The 15,053-nt window shown below is 56.4% G+C and carries 10 protein-coding genes and 2 pseudogenes; 7 read left to right on the forward strand and 5 right to left on the reverse strand.

What is annotated here, in order from left to right; translation table 11 throughout:
• Window positions 1-7 precede the first annotated feature (7 nt).
• The gene (locus tag KBY08_RS09000; protein WP_004406464.1) at window positions 8-454 is read left to right on the forward strand and encodes a FlxA-like family protein; all 447 of its coding nucleotides are present in this window, start codon (window positions 8-10) and stop codon (window positions 452-454) included.
• 111 nt (window positions 455-565) lie between these two features.
• On the opposite strand, the gene KBY08_RS09005 is transcribed toward KBY08_RS09000, so the two are convergent.
• From KBY08_RS09005 to xseA, 4 genes are all read right to left on the reverse strand, one after another.
• Window positions 566-1,435 (reverse strand): isocitrate lyase/PEP mutase family protein, encoded by an 870-nt coding sequence (locus KBY08_RS09005; RefSeq protein ID WP_004406462.1) that lies wholly within the window; start codon window positions 1,433-1,435, stop codon window positions 566-568.
• 357 nt (window positions 1,436-1,792) lie between these two features.
• Entirely contained in the window at window positions 1,793-3,463 is a 1,671-nt protein-coding gene (leuA, locus tag KBY08_RS09010) for a 2-isopropylmalate synthase (protein ID WP_054092906.1), read from the reverse strand.
• Window positions 3,464-3,836: 373 nt separating this feature from the next.
• Complete coding sequence (locus KBY08_RS09015; protein ID WP_024652113.1) at window positions 3,837-4,661, reverse strand: peptidoglycan DD-metalloendopeptidase family protein; 825 nt, start codon at window positions 4,659-4,661, stop codon at window positions 3,837-3,839.
• 7 nt (window positions 4,662-4,668) lie between these two features.
• Window positions 4,669-6,048 (reverse strand): exodeoxyribonuclease VII large subunit, encoded by a 1,380-nt coding sequence (gene xseA, locus KBY08_RS09020; RefSeq protein ID WP_024652114.1) that lies wholly within the window; start codon window positions 6,046-6,048, stop codon window positions 4,669-4,671.
• A gap of 131 nt (window positions 6,049-6,179) precedes the next feature.
• On the opposite strand from xseA, the gene KBY08_RS09025 reads away from it, so the two are divergent.
• From KBY08_RS09025 to KBY08_RS09040, 4 genes and pseudogenes are all read left to right on the forward strand, one after another.
• On the forward strand, window positions 6,180-6,728 hold the full coding sequence (locus tag KBY08_RS09025; protein ID WP_024660543.1) for a hypothetical protein: 549 nt from the start codon (window positions 6,180-6,182) through the stop codon (window positions 6,726-6,728).
• 94 nt (window positions 6,729-6,822) lie between these two features.
• The gene (guaB, locus tag KBY08_RS09030; protein ID WP_003314194.1) at window positions 6,823-8,292 is read left to right on the forward strand and encodes an IMP dehydrogenase; all 1,470 of its coding nucleotides are present in this window, start codon (window positions 6,823-6,825) and stop codon (window positions 8,290-8,292) included.
• 123 nt (window positions 8,293-8,415) lie between these two features.
• Window positions 8,416-9,993: a glutamine-hydrolyzing GMP synthase gene (gene guaA / locus KBY08_RS09035; RefSeq protein ID WP_003433442.1), complete on the forward strand. Its 1,578-nt coding sequence runs from the start codon at window positions 8,416-8,418 to the stop codon at window positions 9,991-9,993.
• A 308-nt stretch (window positions 9,994-10,301) separates the two neighbouring features.
• Window positions 10,302-10,589 (forward strand): annotated as a pseudogene (locus tag KBY08_RS09040) (Arm DNA-binding domain-containing protein); the annotation flags it as partial.
• Window positions 10,590-10,598: 9 nt separating this feature from the next.
• On the opposite strand, the pseudogene KBY08_RS09045 reads toward KBY08_RS09040, so the two are convergent.
• Window positions 10,599-11,756: pseudogene (locus tag KBY08_RS09045) on the reverse strand (IS3 family transposase).
• Window positions 11,757-11,991: 235 nt separating this feature from the next.
• On the opposite strand from KBY08_RS09045, the gene KBY08_RS09050 reads away from it, so the two are divergent.
• Entirely contained in the window at window positions 11,992-12,363 is a 372-nt protein-coding gene (locus KBY08_RS09050) for a plasmid mobilization protein (protein WP_111522068.1), read from the forward strand.
• Window positions 12,364-12,489: 126 nt separating this feature from the next.
• Window positions 12,490-14,934, forward strand: coding sequence for an SIR2 family protein (locus KBY08_RS09055; protein WP_111522038.1), 2,445 nt, complete (start codon window positions 12,490-12,492; stop codon window positions 14,932-14,934).
• Window positions 14,935-15,053: the final 119 nt, after the last annotated feature.

Below are 15,053 nucleotides of genomic sequence, written 5' to 3' on the forward strand. Positions count from 1 at the left end.
GACCGCCATGACTACCATCAATACATCCACGCTGAACAGTTACTCAAGCTCGTTGACCTTAGCGATTAAACCTACCGAGGCTGAAACAGCCAAGGCCACTGCTGCTGCCGCCACCACGACTACCGAAACAGAGAAAAGCTCTGATCAGGCATCCACCGAAGGTGGCAAGGCCGGTGCGGCGGGTGGCGGCGGCAGCGTGGGTGGCTCCAGCGAGTCGTCTCTCAATCAGACCATCGAGCAAATAAAGCAGCAGATCAAGGACGCTCAGAAACAACTCGCCGAGCAGAAAGCGCAGTTGGCTGCCGCACAGAGCAGCAAAGGCACGGCGGAAGAAAAGGCCCAGAAATCCATGGCGATTCAGGGTCAGATAGCGAGCACCAGTGCCAACCTGCAGACCTTGCAGGCCTCGTTGTTGCAATTGGAGACTGAAGGTGGCGTGAACACCACTGCGTGATCCCTCCTGATGAGCGTCCGAAGTGACGCTCATCATGCCCACGCGCGGTGTCGCGTGGGCATTCAGCTGCGTCTGCCCCCGATCAGGCGGCGCAGCGTCCGGCGTTGCCTGTCACTCGTTCACGTTCATGAACTTGCGGGCCCACTCTACGTAGTCTTCAGGCTGCGTATAGGTGTGGGTCAGTTCGGTTGCGCTCATGTTCGATTCGTTGCCCAGTATCTGGCGCTGTTCGCGCAGGCAATCGTAGGTGGCCTTGATCGCGGCGAAGTACGCTGCGTGGCCATGTACGCAGACCCTCACACCCATCTCGGCAAGGCGCGCGTTATCGTGCAGTTCCGGGTTGCCGTACGTCACCAGCATCAGCGGCACGGTCACACCTTCGGATATCTGCGCCAGGTGATCGAAGTCACGAATGCCGACGATGGTAATGCCGTCAGCTCCGGCAGCCTGGTATTGCTGGACCCGGCTGATGGCTTCCTGAACCGGAATGATCGCCGCGTTGGTGCGAGCGAAAATCGACATCTCCGGATCGACACGTGCTTCCAGCGCTGCGCGGATCTTGCCAACACCTTCTGCAGTGGAAATCAGGTCCGTGGATTTGCGTCCGAACTGCGCCGGCAGCAGGGTATCTTCAATCGTCAGTGCAGAAATACCGGCACGTTCCAGTTCGACAACGGTGCGCATGACGTTAAGGGCATTGCCATAACCATGGTCTGCGTCCGCGATGACCGGGAGCTGTGCGACACGGCCGATGCGCGTGGCCTGTTCAACGAATTCACTCAGGGTGATGAGGGCGAAGTCAGGGGCTGCCAGGACTTGCAGCGACGCCACGGAGCCGCCGAGGATGCCTACTTCAAAGCCCAGATCCGCTGCGATTCGCGCTGACATGGGGTCGAACACCGAGGCTGTGTGAAAGCAAGCGTTCGACGAGGTGAGCGCACGGAAGCTGCGGCGCAAATCTTGATGGGAAGCCTTGGGCATAATCGCTCCAAATGTGATTGGATCAGCTCAGCGTACCGAGGCCGATGGTAATTTCAATGCACGGTGGGTCTGCCCGAGCATTCTTTTCGTCCGGAAATCAATGCAATAGTCGTCTTGGTTTTATAGGAAAGGTGCAGCTGGCAGGTAAGTCCGAGCAGGCATCGTCAGCATATGAATTGCTGTTGGATTGGGCGCGCTCTGGAGTAAGGGCAGCATGCTACCACAGCATAAATGAAAAAGATTATGCCGAAACAGGCAGGGTCATGCGCGGAATGCAAGAGGCAGGTGCCGCGTGAGGCGGGGGAGGGAAGCGGGCGCTGCGGATGGCGGACCTGCGTCCGCCATCCGGCTATCGAATCAGGCAGCCTTGGCTTGCGTCTGACTGATTGAACGATTAAGCGCGCTGAACAGGGCGCGGAAGCTCGCCGTGGTGATGTTTTCATCGATGCCCACACCATGCACGGCGCGTTCGCCATTCACGCGCAGCTCAATGTAGGCGGCCGCCTTGGCGGTCGTACCCGAACCGATCGCATGCTCGTTGTAGTCCATGATTTCCACGGCCACTGGCAGACCGGCGACCAGTGCTTCCAGGGCGCCCTTGCCCTTGCCACGCCAGTGCTGGGTTTCGCCGTCGACGTGCACCTCGGCATCTACCGAGCTGTTGCCGTTCTCTTCCTGCAACTTATGGCTGATCAGCGCATAAGGAACGTTGGCTTGCAGGTATTCACGACGCAACAGCGAGTGAATCTGCTCGGCCGTCATCTCCAGGCCCAGGCGATCGGTTTCACCCTGAACCACCTGGCTGAACTCGATCTGCATGCGGCGTGGCAGGGAAATGCCATATTCCTGTTCCAGCAGGTAAGCGATGCCACCTTTGCCTGACTGGCTGTTGACGCGAATCACCGCCTCGTAGCTGCGACCGATGTCGGCCGGGTCGATCGGCAGGTAAGGCACTTCCCACAACTCGCCTTCCTTCTGCTGGGTGAAACCCTTGCGGATCGCATCCTGGTGCGAGCCGGAGAACGCGGTGTGAACCAGGTCGCCAACGTACGGATGACGTGGGTGCACCGGGATCTGGTTGCACTCTTCGACGACCTTGCGCACGCCGTCGATGTCCGAGAAGTCCAGCCCGGGATTGATGCCCTGGGTGTAGAGGTTCAGCGCCACGGTGACCAGATCGACGTTACCGGTCCGCTCGCCGTTACCGAACAGGCAGCCTTCGACGCGATCCGCACCGGCCATCAGGCCCAGTTCGGTAGCTGCAACGCCCGTACCACGGTCGTTGTGGGTATGCAGGCTGATCAGCACGCTGTCGCGGCGGGTAATGTTGCGGCCAAACCATTCGATCTGGTCGGCGTAAATGTTGGGTGTCGCCACTTCCACGGTGGCCGGGAGGTTGAGGATCACCTTGTTCTCGGGTGTGGGGTTCCACACCTCGATCACCGCATCACAGACTTCCTTGGCGAATTCCAGCTCGGTCGCACTGAAGGTCTCCGGCGAGTACTGGAAGGTCCACTGGGTTTCCGGCTGCTGTGCTGCGTATTTGACGAACAGCTTGGCGGCGTTGACCGCGATCTCCTTCACCCCGGCCTTGTCCTGATTGAAGACAATGCGGCGGAACGATGGGCAGGTCGCGTTATACAGATGAACGATGGCTTTCTTGGCGCCGCGCAGTGATTCGAAGGTGCGGGCGATCAGGTCTTCGCGAGCCTGGGTCAGTACCTGAATGGTGGTGTCATCCGGGATGTGGCCGTCTTCGATCAGGGTACGCACGAAGTCGAAGTCAGTCTGCGAAGCCGATGGAAAGGATGCCTCGATTTCCTTGACGCCGACGCTGACCAGGGTTTTCCAGAAGCGCAGCTTCTTGGCCGCGTCCATCGGTTCGATCAGCGACTGGTTGCCGTCGCGCAGATCGGAGCTGCACCAGATCGGCACTGCGTCGATGGTCTTCGAAGGCCAGGTACGGTCAGGCAGATCAATGGTCGGGAACGCGCGGTACTTCTTCGACGGGTCTTTGAGCATGGTCATCAGGAAATCCTTTTGTATTCACGGGGCCGGGGTTGGGCGGCCTGCCGTTCTGGATAGATAGCACAGGGAATTGCGAACACAGGGACGGGGCACGGCATGCTAGCCAGGCAGTCGGGCGCTGACCAGGCTGAGGCACCGGTGTTGGCGCAACAGAATAAGGGTTTGAGAGGTTTTCATGAGGCCAACCGTAACCATTGGCATGGATGATGGCAAGCACTTGAAAAAGATTAGAATAAATTCTCGAAAATACGTCGTTGGCGAGTTTTTATAGCGGTATCTGAAGCGTTATGTGCGGGTTATTGTTGTTCGAAAGCGATGTGCGCAAGTGAGGGGTCGTGTGAGCGAGCGCCGTAGCGCTCGCTCACCAACAGGCTTACGGCTGAAACGCGCCGATGAAGATCGCCGGGTCCACGCGTGCATCGTTGAGGCTGACGTTCCAGTGCATGTGCGGCCCGGTTGCGCGACCTGTGGCGCCGACTTTGCCGACCACTCCGCCACGCGGGACGAGGTCGCCGACCTTCACGTCGATCTTCGACATATGGCAAAACATGCTGATGAAGCCTTGCCCGTGGTCGACGAATACCGTGTTGCCATTGAAGAAGTAATTGCCGGTCAGGATGACCTTGCCCGCTGCCGGGGATTTGATCGGCGTGCCGGCCGGCACCGCGAAGTCGAGGCCCGAATGCGGGTTGCGCTCTTCGCCATTGAAGAAGCGACGCACGCCGAACTTGCTCGACAGCGGGCCGTTGACCGGCTTGTCCAGAATCAGGTTGCTCGGCGTGCCTGGGCTGAAACTGCGGTAGGCGCGCAGTTGCTCGGCCAGTTCGCCCTCGATGCGTTTGTTGTCTTCGGGGTTGGGATTGACCTGACGTTTGTTCTTGAGCGTGATGTGCTGTTCCGGGTATTTCTTGATGCCAACGGTGAAGTTGAGCGTGCGCCCGCCGGAGGTGACCTGCTGGGTGCCGGGTTTGACGGTCAAAGGAATGCCGACGATGGCCAGCCAGCGCGTGCCCTGTTCCTTGACCACCAGCACCGGTTTGCCTTGATAGGTGGCGGTCGGTGCCTGGGCGCCTGTGCCCAGATCGATAACCGCCACACCGCCGGGCACCGGTTTGTCGAGTGCGCGGGCAATAAAGCTGTCGGCGTGGGCGGGCAGACAGAGCAGCAGGGCGAACAGCGGGGCGATAAAACGTAGCATCAGGCAGTCAGTCCAGAAGGGAGAGGGTCACAGGTGTGAGGTGATTGTCTTCGACGCGTACTTGCAGTTCGCCTTCGCCGAGCCTGGCGGTAAGTCGTTGGCCCGTTTGCGTCTGTGCCGCGTTGCGGATCGCGTGGCCGCGCTCGTCGAGCAGAATGCTGTAACCGCGTCCCAGTGTGGCGAGCGGGCTGACCACGTTGAGGGTCTGCACCTGGCTTTGCAGTTGCAGCTTGCGCGCCTTGATCTGTTCGCGAATGGCTCGCGGCAGACGCTCGGCCAGGGTATCCAGACGCTGGCGCAAAAAGGCCAGGGTCCGGCCTGGATGCTGGGCAGCAAGGCGGCTCTGCATATGCGCCAGACGCAGCTGACGTTGATGCATGTTCTGTTCAAAGGCGCGGCGCAGGCGCATGTCCAGGTCATCCAGCCGCTGCGACTGCTGACGCAAGCGCTCGCCGGGGTGACGCAGACGCCGGGAAATACCCTCGAGACGCAGCCGCTCGCGCATCAGACGGTCCTGCATGCGGCTGACCAGTCGCCGGTGCAGGTTGTCGACGCGTCGATGCAGGTCGCTGGAGTCCGGGGCGAGCAGTTCAGCGGCGGCAGAGGGCGTCGGTGCCCGCACGTCGGCGACAAAGTCGCTGATGGACACATCGGTTTCATGCCCGACAGCGCTGACAATCGGCGTTACGCAGGCGTCGATGGCACGGGCGACGGCTTCTTCGTTGAAGCACCACAGGTCTTCCAGCGAGCCGCCGCCACGGGCCAGGATCAGCGCATCGAAGCCTCTGCTGTCGGCCAGCTTCAGTGCGCGGACAATCTGGTTGATCGCCTCGCGGCCCTGAACGGCGGTGGGAATCAAGGTCAGCTCGACCCGCGGCGCGCGACGGCGGAACACGCTGATGATGTCGCGGATCACCGCACCGGTCGGAGAACTGATAATTCCGATGCGTTGCGGGTGCAGCGGCAGCGCGACCTTGCGCTCGGCGCTGAACAGGCCTTCGTCGCTGAGCTTGGCTTTCAGCGCATCGAACGCCAGGCGCAATGCACCGTCACCGGCAGGTTCCACCGTATCGAGAATCAACTGATAGTCGCCGCGGCCTTCAAACAGCGATACCTTACCGCGCACCTTGACCTGCAAGCCGTCCTTGAGCGCCTGACGCACCCGCGCCGCGCTCTGCCGGAACAAGGCGCAGCGGACCTGCGCGCCGGAGTCCTTCAACGTGAAGTACACATGGCCCGAGGCCGGGCGCGAGAGGTTGGAGATCTCGCCCTCGACCCAGATGCTGCTGAACACGTCTTCCAGCAGCACGCGGGCGCGGCCGTTGAGCTGGCTGACAGTAAGGACTTCCCGGTCGAGGCCGAGTCTTGCGAAAGGGTCTTTGATCATGTCGGGCATCATAATGGCAATGCCGGTCTGGCGCACAGGTCTGTCTCGTCAGTAAAGGCAGGATTGCTTCTTGACCTGAATGGCCAGCCCATTAAGCTGCGGCCTCGAACAGCTTTAAGCGACGCTCCGTTATGAACACCCAAAGCATCATCGTCCCGCAAATTTCCACCTTTCCCGGGCACGAGGCCAGGGCGCGGCTCATTCTGCGCTGGCTGGTCAAGCTCGATGTGGTCGAGCCGGAGCTGACCACCTGCGGACGCACCTATAACAAGATGGCCTACGCGGTGGCATCGGGAGCGAAGCGGGTGGTGAAGAGTCCCGATGCGCTGCCGTTCGGGCAGGTCGTCAATGGCCTGGAAATCGTCACCAAGCGCTGCATCTATACCCCGCTGAACGACTTCGCCGAAGAGGCCGGTTGCCCGGAGTGTCGCCGTGAAGTGGGGGAGGCGCTGTTCGACAGCCTGGAAGACTGGATGCCCGGTCACACCGATAATTTCACCTGCCCCGAATGCCGCCATGAAGATGACATCAACGGCTTTCTTTTTCTCGACGCCTGCGGGTTTTCCAACCTCGGTTTCATCTTCAACAACTGGCTGGATGCGTCGTTCACGCAGACCTTTCTGGATGACTTCGCCGAACGTCTGGATCGCCCGGTCTCCTGCGTTAATGTGCATCTATAAACAGCTTTGATAATAGGCTGAGGTTTACATTGAGCCGGGCGGGGTCTGTGGGTATAATGGCGCGCTTCCAATTTCCCGCCCGGGAGCCCCCGCGATGCTGCGTATCAGTCAAGAAGCCCTTACATTCGACGACATTCTCCTTGTGCCCGGTTATTCCGAGGTACTCCCTAACGAAGTCAGTCTGAAAACCCGTTTGACCCGTGGCATCGAGCTGAATATACCTTTGGTCTCTGCTGCAATGGATACTGTCACCGAGGCCCGTCTGGCAATTGCCATGGCCCAGGAAGGCGGTATCGGTATCATCCACAAGAACATGACCATCGAGCAGCAAGCTGCCGAAGTGCGCAAGGTCAAGAAGTTCGAGGCCGGTGTCGTCAAGGACCCGATCACGATCGAAGCCGACGCCACTGTTCGCGATCTGTTCGAACTCACCCGCATGCACAACATTTCCGGCGTACCGGTCCTGCACAATGGCGACCTGGTCGGCATCGTGACGTCCCGCGACGTACGCTTCGAAAACCGTCTTGATGTCCCTGTCCGCGAAGTGATGACGCCCAAAGAGCGTCTGGTCACCGTGCGCGAAGGCGCCGACAAGAACGAAGTGCGCGAACTGCTGCACAAGCACCGTCTTGAAAAAGTCCTGATCGTGGATGCCAATTTCGCGCTCAAGGGCATGATGACCGTCAAGGACATCGAAAAAGCCAAGGCTTACCCGCTGGCCAGCAAGGACGATCAGGCTCGCCTGCGTGTCGGCGCTGCAGTCGGTACCGGCAAGGACACCGGCGAGCGCGTCACCGCACTGGTCGCGGCTGGCGTTGACGTTGTTGTCGTCGACACCGCTCACGGTCACTCCAAAGGCGTGATCGACCGCGTCCGCTGGGTCAAGGAAAACTTCCCTCAGGTGCAGGTCATCGGCGGCAACATCGCCACTGGCGAAGCAGCCAGGGCACTGGTTGCCGCAGGCGCCGATGCAGTCAAGGTCGGTATCGGCCCGGGCTCCATCTGCACCACGCGTATCGTTGCCGGTGTCGGCGTGCCGCAGATCAGCGCCATCGCCAACGTCTCCGCTGCCCTTGAAGGCACTGGCGTGCCGATGATCGCCGACGGCGGTATCCGCTTCTCCGGTGACCTGTCCAAGGCCATCGTGGCTGGCGCCTCCTGCGTGATGATGGGCTCGATGTTCGCCGGTACTGAAGAAGCGCCAGGCGAGATCGAACTGTTCCAGGGCCGTTCCTACAAGGCCTATCGCGGCATGGGCTCGCTGGGTGCGATGTCCCAGGCGCAAGGCTCTTCCGATCGCTACTTCCAGGATTCGTCCGCCGGTGCCGAGAAGCTGGTGCCGGAAGGTATCGAAGGCCGTGTGGCCTATAAAGGTCCGCTGTCGGCCATCATCCATCAGTTGATGGGCGGCCTGCGTTCCTCCATGGGTTACACCGGCAGTGCCGACATCGAACAGATGCGCACCAAGCCCGAGTTCGTTCGCATCACCGGCGCCGGTATGGCTGAGTCCCACGTCCATGACGTGCAGATCACCAAGGAAGCGCCGAACTATCGCGTCGGCTAAAGCCTCCAGCTTCAAGCCCCAAGCAATCAGCTACAAGCGGTAGTTACGCACATGTAACTACCGCATTGATTCCGACAACTTGCCGCTTGCAGCTTATAGCTTGCAGCTGCTCAGAGAGTTTCCATGGCCCTCGACATTCACGCCCACCGTATCCTGATCCTCGACTTTGGTTCCCAGTACACCCAGCTGATCGCCCGCCGCGTGCGCGAAATCGGCGTGTATTGCGAGCTGCATCCGTTTGACATGGACGACGAAGCGATTCGCGAATTCGCTCCAAAAGGCGTGATCCTCGCCGGCGGCCCCGAGTCCGTACACGAAGCCGACAGCCCGCGCTGCCCGCAAGCGGTATTTGACCTGGGTGTGCCGGTTTTCGGTATTTGCTACGGCATGCAGACCATGGCCGAGCAGTTGGGCGGCAAGGTTGCCGGTTCCGAGTTGCGCGAGTTCGGCTACGCTCGCGTTGACGTAGTCGGCAAAAGCCGTCTGCTCGATGGTATCGAAGACCATATCGACGCCGACGGCCTGTTTGGCCTCGACGTATGGATGAGTCACGGTGACAAGGTCACCAAACTGCCGGAAGACTTTCACATTCTGGCCAGCACCCCGAGCTGCCCGATTGCCGGTATGGCTGACGACGCTCGCGGTTACTACGGCGTGCAGTTCCACCCGGAAGTGACCCACACCAAGCAGGGCGGTCGCATCCTGTCGCGCTTCATCCTCGACATCTGCGGCTGTGAAGCACTGTGGACCCCTTCGAAGATTGCTGAAGACGCTATCGCTCAGGTTCGCGCTCAGGTGGGTACTGACAACGTGTTGCTGGGCCTGTCCGGCGGCGTTGACTCCTCTGTCGTTGCCGCGCTGCTGCACAAGGCCATCGGCGATCAACTGACCTGCGTATTCGTCGACAACGGCCTGCTGCGCCTGCACGAAGGCGAGCAGGTGATGGCCATGTTCGCCGAGAACATGGGCGTCAAGGTGATCCGCGCCAACGCCGAAGAGCAGTTCCTGAACAACCTGGCAGGCGAGAGCGATCCAGAGAAGAAGCGCAAGATCATCGGCCGCACCTTCATCGATGTGTTCGATGCCGAGTCCTGCAAGCTGGACAACATCAAGTACCTGGCGCAAGGCACCATCTACCCGGACGTCATCGAGTCGGCTGGCGCGAAAAGCGGCAAGGCCCACGTCATCAAGTCGCACCACAACGTGGGCGGCCTGCCGGAAGAAATGAACCTCAAGCTGGTCGAGCCACTGCGCGAGCTGTTCAAGGACGAAGTCCGCCGCCTGGGCCTCGAACTCGGCCTGCCCTACGACATGGTCTACCGCCACCCATTCCCAGGCCCAGGCCTGGGCGTGCGCATCCTCGGCGAAGTGAAGAAGGAATACGCCGACCTCCTGCGTCGTGCCGACCACATCTTCATCGAAGAACTGCGCAAGGCCGACTGGTACCACAAGGTCAGCCAGGCATTCGTCGTGTTCCAGCCGGTCAAATCAGTCGGCGTCGTCGGCGACGGCCGCCGTTATGCCTGGGTTGTCGCGCTGCGCGCTGTCGAAACCATCGACTTCATGACCGCTCGCTGGGCCCACCTGCCTTATGAGCTGCTGGAGACAGTGAGCGGCCGGATCATCAACGAGATCGAAGGGATTTCGCGGGTGACTTACGACGTGTCGAGCAAGCCGCCGGCTACTATTGAGTGGGAATGATTGGACGTCCGGCATTGTCCGGCACGATCTAGTAAGAAATGCCCTGGAGCCCGCGTAATTGCGGGCTTTTGGCTTTTTGGGTCTGGCAAATTCCGGCAGCTTTGTGCATCGCCAAGCACCGTGTTTGTATGGCATGGTACGGGGTATTGACTGAGCCAAATGCCATGTTCGGTGCTCGATACCATGTCGCCCTAGTAGGGAGGGGCATGGTATCAAATCTCATCATCAGCCCGGTTTCATTGGGTTTTATCGTGGTGCATGAGTGCTTTTCTGAGCATGGTATTTTTTCCATGGAATCCGTAACTGCCATGCTGACCGATACCAAGCTGCGTAACCTCAAACCGCAAGAAAAACTCTACAAGGTGAACGACCGCGACGGGCTGTACGTGGCCGTCACTGCTGCCGGTTCCATCTCATTTCGTTACAACTACTCAATCAATGGCCGTCAGGAGACCATCACGTTCGGTCGTTATGGCGTGGGTGGCATCACACTTGCGGAAGCCAGAGAGCGCTTGGGCGAGGCTAAAAAGATGGTTTCGGCGGGTAAGTCACCTGCCAAAGAGAAAGCCCGTGCCAAGGCACGCACCAAAGGGGCAGTGTAGTGGTCAACTGATCCCGGACACGACGTTAAGGTTTTTCTCGTACTGAGCGGGTGCCAGTCCATCATTGAACTGGTGTGGCCGAATCCAGTTATAACGATTCATAAGATAATGACTGATATCCCGCTGAGCCTCTTGGGCCGTCATGTAGCCCACGGTCGGCATCCATTCAGTTTTCAAACTGCGGAACACACGCTCCATCGGCGAGTTGTCGTAGCAATTACCCCGGCGAATCATGCTCTGGCGCATGCGGTATCGCCAAAGCCGCTGGCGAAACTGTCGGCTCCCATATTGGGAGCCCTGAGTGAAACAGCAGGCCTTGAGGCTTGCCGCGTTGCTCATAAGCCATGTCCAGCGCCTTGATCACCAAGTCCGTATCCGGCTTGTTCGAAAACGCCCAACCCACAATCCGACGCGCTTAAAGATCCATAACCACTGCCAGGTAATGCCATTTCCCTTGCGCCCAGATGTAGGTGATGTCGCCACACCAGACCTGATTGGGCGCGGGTACATTGAACTCTCGATTCAAAATGTTCGGAATGTCAGGCCGCTCCACTGTTGCTTTTTTATAAGCATGCGAGCCCGGTTGCTTGCTGATCAATCCCAGTTCCCGCATCAGGCCACGGACCTTGAACCGACCGATTTGCTCGCCATCTTCTTGCATCATCGACACGATACTGCGGCTGCCGCCAGCGCTTCGACTTTGCCCGAACAGCTCATTGACTCGGCTGAGTAAACGAACCCGCTCGGGGTCTGGAGCCCGGCGTCGCAGGCAATAGTCGTAGTAACACGAGCGAGGTATCTCGAACGCTTCGCACAGCAACTCGATCGGCTCATGGGCACCGAGCTGATCGATCAGCGCATGCGCTCGTGTTCTTCCGACATCAAGAGCGCGGTAGCCTTTTTTAAAATGGATTTCTCCCGCTCAAGACGGGCGATCCGGGCTTCTAGTTCCTGGATTTTCTGCTGCTCTGGCGTCAGGGCTTTGCTCTGAGGCGTTACGCCATTGGGCTCCTGCTGGAGTTGGCTCACCCAACGACGCAGCGCAGACTCGACCACCCCAAGCGAGCGTGAGGCTTCGATATGGCTATAGCCTTGATCAAGCACGAGGCCTGCGGCTTCACGTTTGAATTCAGTGGAAAAGGTACGGCGTTGTTTGGCCATCAGACACCTCTATATCTGGCGATATTCTCGCCTAAATGAGTGTCCAGAATCATTAGACCACTACAATACGTTAGCGTCGAATCGAACGGCAAGATGTGTGTTGTACGGGTGCGGGCTTCCCCCCCCCCTTCCAACACCTTGCCTTATTCGCCTTCGGCTCAACGGAGATCTTGCTCCACAAGGCATCCCGTCGCTGCCGCGACCAAGCGCTTGAGAGGCAATGGAGAGTACCGTCATGACAAGCAACACCAATGCGCAGCCATCGGCTCGCCGGCGGGGGAAGACAATAGAGGTATGGGTTACCGAGGAAGAGAAAGCGATCATCACAGCGCGGGCAAAAGAGGCTGGTATGGCACGTTCGGCGTACCTGCGCGCGTTTAGTTTGAATACGCCTGTAAGGTCAGTTGTAGATCTATCGTCTGTGACCGAACTGGCGAGGATAAATGGTGATATGAGCCGGGCTGCTGCTCTGCTGAAGCTTTGTCTTGCGCATAAGCACGGAGAAGGGATGAGTACCGTTGACCTCGAAGCCACGATGCTAGAGTTTAGAAGATTGCAAGTCTCTATCGGGAAGGAAATGGGATCTATAGTTAATGCCCATAAGTGAGTTTTTTGGTGCCGAGTGAGTGCAGCCTTCTGGTGATCACAAATGTAATGGCTGGAGGGCCTTTTTATTCGTAACAGCCATCTACACTGGTAGATTGGATTTCTATTCATGGATTGGAGTTGAAATATGCAGCTTGAGGAAGCAATTAAGCACGCCCTGGATGGAGACGCGGTACTTTTTGTAGGGTCCGGGTTTTCCTTTGGTGCGACCAGTCTATCGGGCGGGCAGCCCCTTTCTGGACGAGAGCTCGCGAAAGAGCTGTATAAATTAGCAGGCATAGATGCAGAGGATTCAGATCTAACAAATGCGTCACAGTTCTACGTTGAGAAATTTGGTGAGGCCAATTTAACAAAATTTTGTCGGGAAATGTTCACGATTCGTTCTCCAGCGCCGCACCATCAAGAAATTATGAACTTGCCGTGGCAGCGAATTTACACCACTAACTATGATGATTTGGTTGAAAGGAGTGGTGTAGAAAATGGGAAGGTGATCACGGCGCTTACCCCATCAGACTCACCTGAGCGATATTTATCGAATAGTAACGTTTGTTTGCATATCAATGGACTCATAAGCAGATTAGGGTCCGGAGATTTGTCAGGTGATTTCAAGCTAACATTCAAAAGCTATCTTACGGATGCATTTAAAGATACGCCGTGGCTGAGGGTTTTTCGTCAAGATCTGCAATTGGCGAGGTCGGTAGTTTTCATAGGCTATTCAATGTATGACTGGAATCTAGCGCAAATTGTCCATGCGGAAGATATTCAGAGCAAGACTGTTTTTATTACAGGGCCTGGCTTAAAGTCTAATTCCCCAGATGCTCTAAGGTTGCCGCATTTTGGGGCGCTATTCCCTATCGGTGTCGGAGCTTTTTCGAACGAGGTGGCAAACTTAAGGAGTAGCTATGTCCCTTCTCCATCCTCGATTAAGTTTCTTTCCCTCGATAAGGTTAAAGTCGAGGTTAGTACAAAATCCCCATCGAACGCTGATGTAGAGAAACTTTTCCTTTACGGGGATGTTGATGAAAAGCTTGTTGGTGCAACATCGGCTAATGTGCTTCCTAGATGTTATCTGCTCGATCGTGATATCGTAGCTGATGCGGTTAAGGTCATTACAGAGGGAAATGATGTTCTTATAACATCTGAGTTAGGTAATGGGAAAACAATTGTCTCAGAGCAAATTGGGCGAGAGTTATCTAGTCTAGGGTGGTCAGTCTACAAGGTCTCTGAAGACACTCGCCAAGCGCGAAAAGAGGCTGGATCTCTTAGGTCGAGAGAAAACCCTGTTGCAATCATAATAGATGGGTATATCCCATTTCTTGAATTTATTGATTTTGTTTCTGTTCGGAGAGTTGGTAGGGACATTAAATTTATCCTTACTGCTCGCTCTCATGCGCACGAGGCTTATCTCGAAAGGCTAGAGAATGCACTGCATGTCCAACAAGTTTATGAACTTGATGCGGATGTGCTTACCAAGAAAGATACTAAAAATTTGGTGTCAATGATTGACGCGTACGGTTTGTGGGCAGAGCTTTCTGCGCTGCCAGATATAAATCGAATGCGGGCAATTGACTTGGAGTGTGCAGGTCAGTTTCATCAGATTTTACTGAGGCTATACGAAGCCCCGCAAATAGCAAGTCGGATTAAAGTTCTATTTGAATCTATAAAGCCCGAGGTTCGCCGCCTCGCGATATCGATATTTTTGGTAAAGATCAGTGGCCTAGAGGTTCAAAAGCTTCTTATTAATGATCTCTTAGATAACTCTCCTTTGATAAACTTATCAAATAACGATAAAGATTCGGTAAGGTTTCTATGGAGTGAGAACTCAGGCCATATTCGGTTGAAATCATCGATCTTGGCAGAGTACTTCCTGACATCATTAGGTGATGCTTCTGAAGTTCTTGGTGTGCTGAAAGGGATGTTCTTAAAGGCGGATGGAGCAGATAAAACAGAAAATCCAGATATTGCGAAATATGGGTATTTTATGCGCAGTGTGATGACGTATTCGTCCCTGCAAAAAATGCTTCCTAGGAATGGGCTGCCGGTGGCGGTGGTGAAATTCTATGAAGATATTCAACAAACAAAGTTTGCGAAGAAGAATCCCCACTATTGGTTGCAATATGCGATTGCGCGTATGGCGTTGCAAGGTAATACATTGGAGCAAGTAGAGCAGTACTTTAAGTCTGCATACGAATTTTCTAGGCTGAGGCCTAACTATAATACCTATCAAATCGATAATCATTTTGCCAGATTTCGACTTGAGCAAGCGATTCAGAGCGAGGATGTGCAACAAGCATTTGGTATGTATCTAGATGCTAAGGCGATTCTTCTTAAGCAGATGCTAAATGAGTTGAAGCATTACCCTTATCGAGTTGCTACAAGCGTGGCAAAGGTTGTTTCTATACATATTGATAATATGTCTTCAGTCCAGATTTCAGACGTCGCTAAGTTTTGTGAGTTGGTTTCTGAGAGGATTGGTAGGTTGCCTGTTGCAATACGCACCCATAAATATGTTGAGACTTGTAAGCAGCAATTGGCCATTGCGTATGACAGCTTAGCATCCCGAATTAATTAAGAGGTCTATTGTCTGCAAGCCCACTTAGTGTGGGCTTGATCTATTCTGATGTTGTCAGTAGGGCCAGGATTATGGTGGGAATGCAAACCATATACGGTTCAGTTCATAATTCACACGAG

Source organism: Pseudomonas sp. P135 (assembly GCF_020312125.1).
GTDB lineage: Bacteria > Pseudomonadota > Gammaproteobacteria > Pseudomonadales > Pseudomonadaceae > Aquipseudomonas > Aquipseudomonas fragariae.

What these genes read in the sequence shown, in the direction of transcription:
- KBY08_RS09000 (WP_004406464.1), top strand. Translation starts at nt 8, where the DNA reads ATGACTACCATCAATACATCCACGCTGAACAGTTACTCAAGCTCGTTG.
- KBY08_RS09005 (WP_004406462.1), bottom strand. Translation starts at nt 1,435, where the DNA reads ATGCCCAAGGCTTCCCATCAAGATTTGCGCCGCAGCTTCCGTGCGCTC.
- leuA (WP_054092906.1), bottom strand. Translation starts at nt 3,463, where the DNA reads ATGACCATGCTCAAAGACCCGTCGAAGAAGTACCGCGCGTTCCCGACC.
- KBY08_RS09015 (WP_024652113.1), bottom strand. Translation starts at nt 4,661, where the DNA reads ATGCTACGTTTTATCGCCCCGCTGTTCGCCCTGCTGCTCTGTCTGCCC.
- xseA (WP_024652114.1), bottom strand. Translation starts at nt 6,048, where the DNA reads ATGATCAAAGACCCTTTCGCAAGACTCGGCCTCGACCGGGAAGTCCTT.
- KBY08_RS09025 (WP_024660543.1), top strand. Translation starts at nt 6,180, where the DNA reads ATGAACACCCAAAGCATCATCGTCCCGCAAATTTCCACCTTTCCCGGG.
- guaB (WP_003314194.1), top strand. Translation starts at nt 6,823, where the DNA reads ATGCTGCGTATCAGTCAAGAAGCCCTTACATTCGACGACATTCTCCTT.
- guaA (WP_003433442.1), top strand. Translation starts at nt 8,416, where the DNA reads ATGGCCCTCGACATTCACGCCCACCGTATCCTGATCCTCGACTTTGGT.
- KBY08_RS09050 (WP_111522068.1), top strand. Translation starts at nt 11,992, where the DNA reads ATGACAAGCAACACCAATGCGCAGCCATCGGCTCGCCGGCGGGGGAAG.
- KBY08_RS09055 (WP_111522038.1), top strand. Translation starts at nt 12,490, where the DNA reads ATGCAGCTTGAGGAAGCAATTAAGCACGCCCTGGATGGAGACGCGGTA.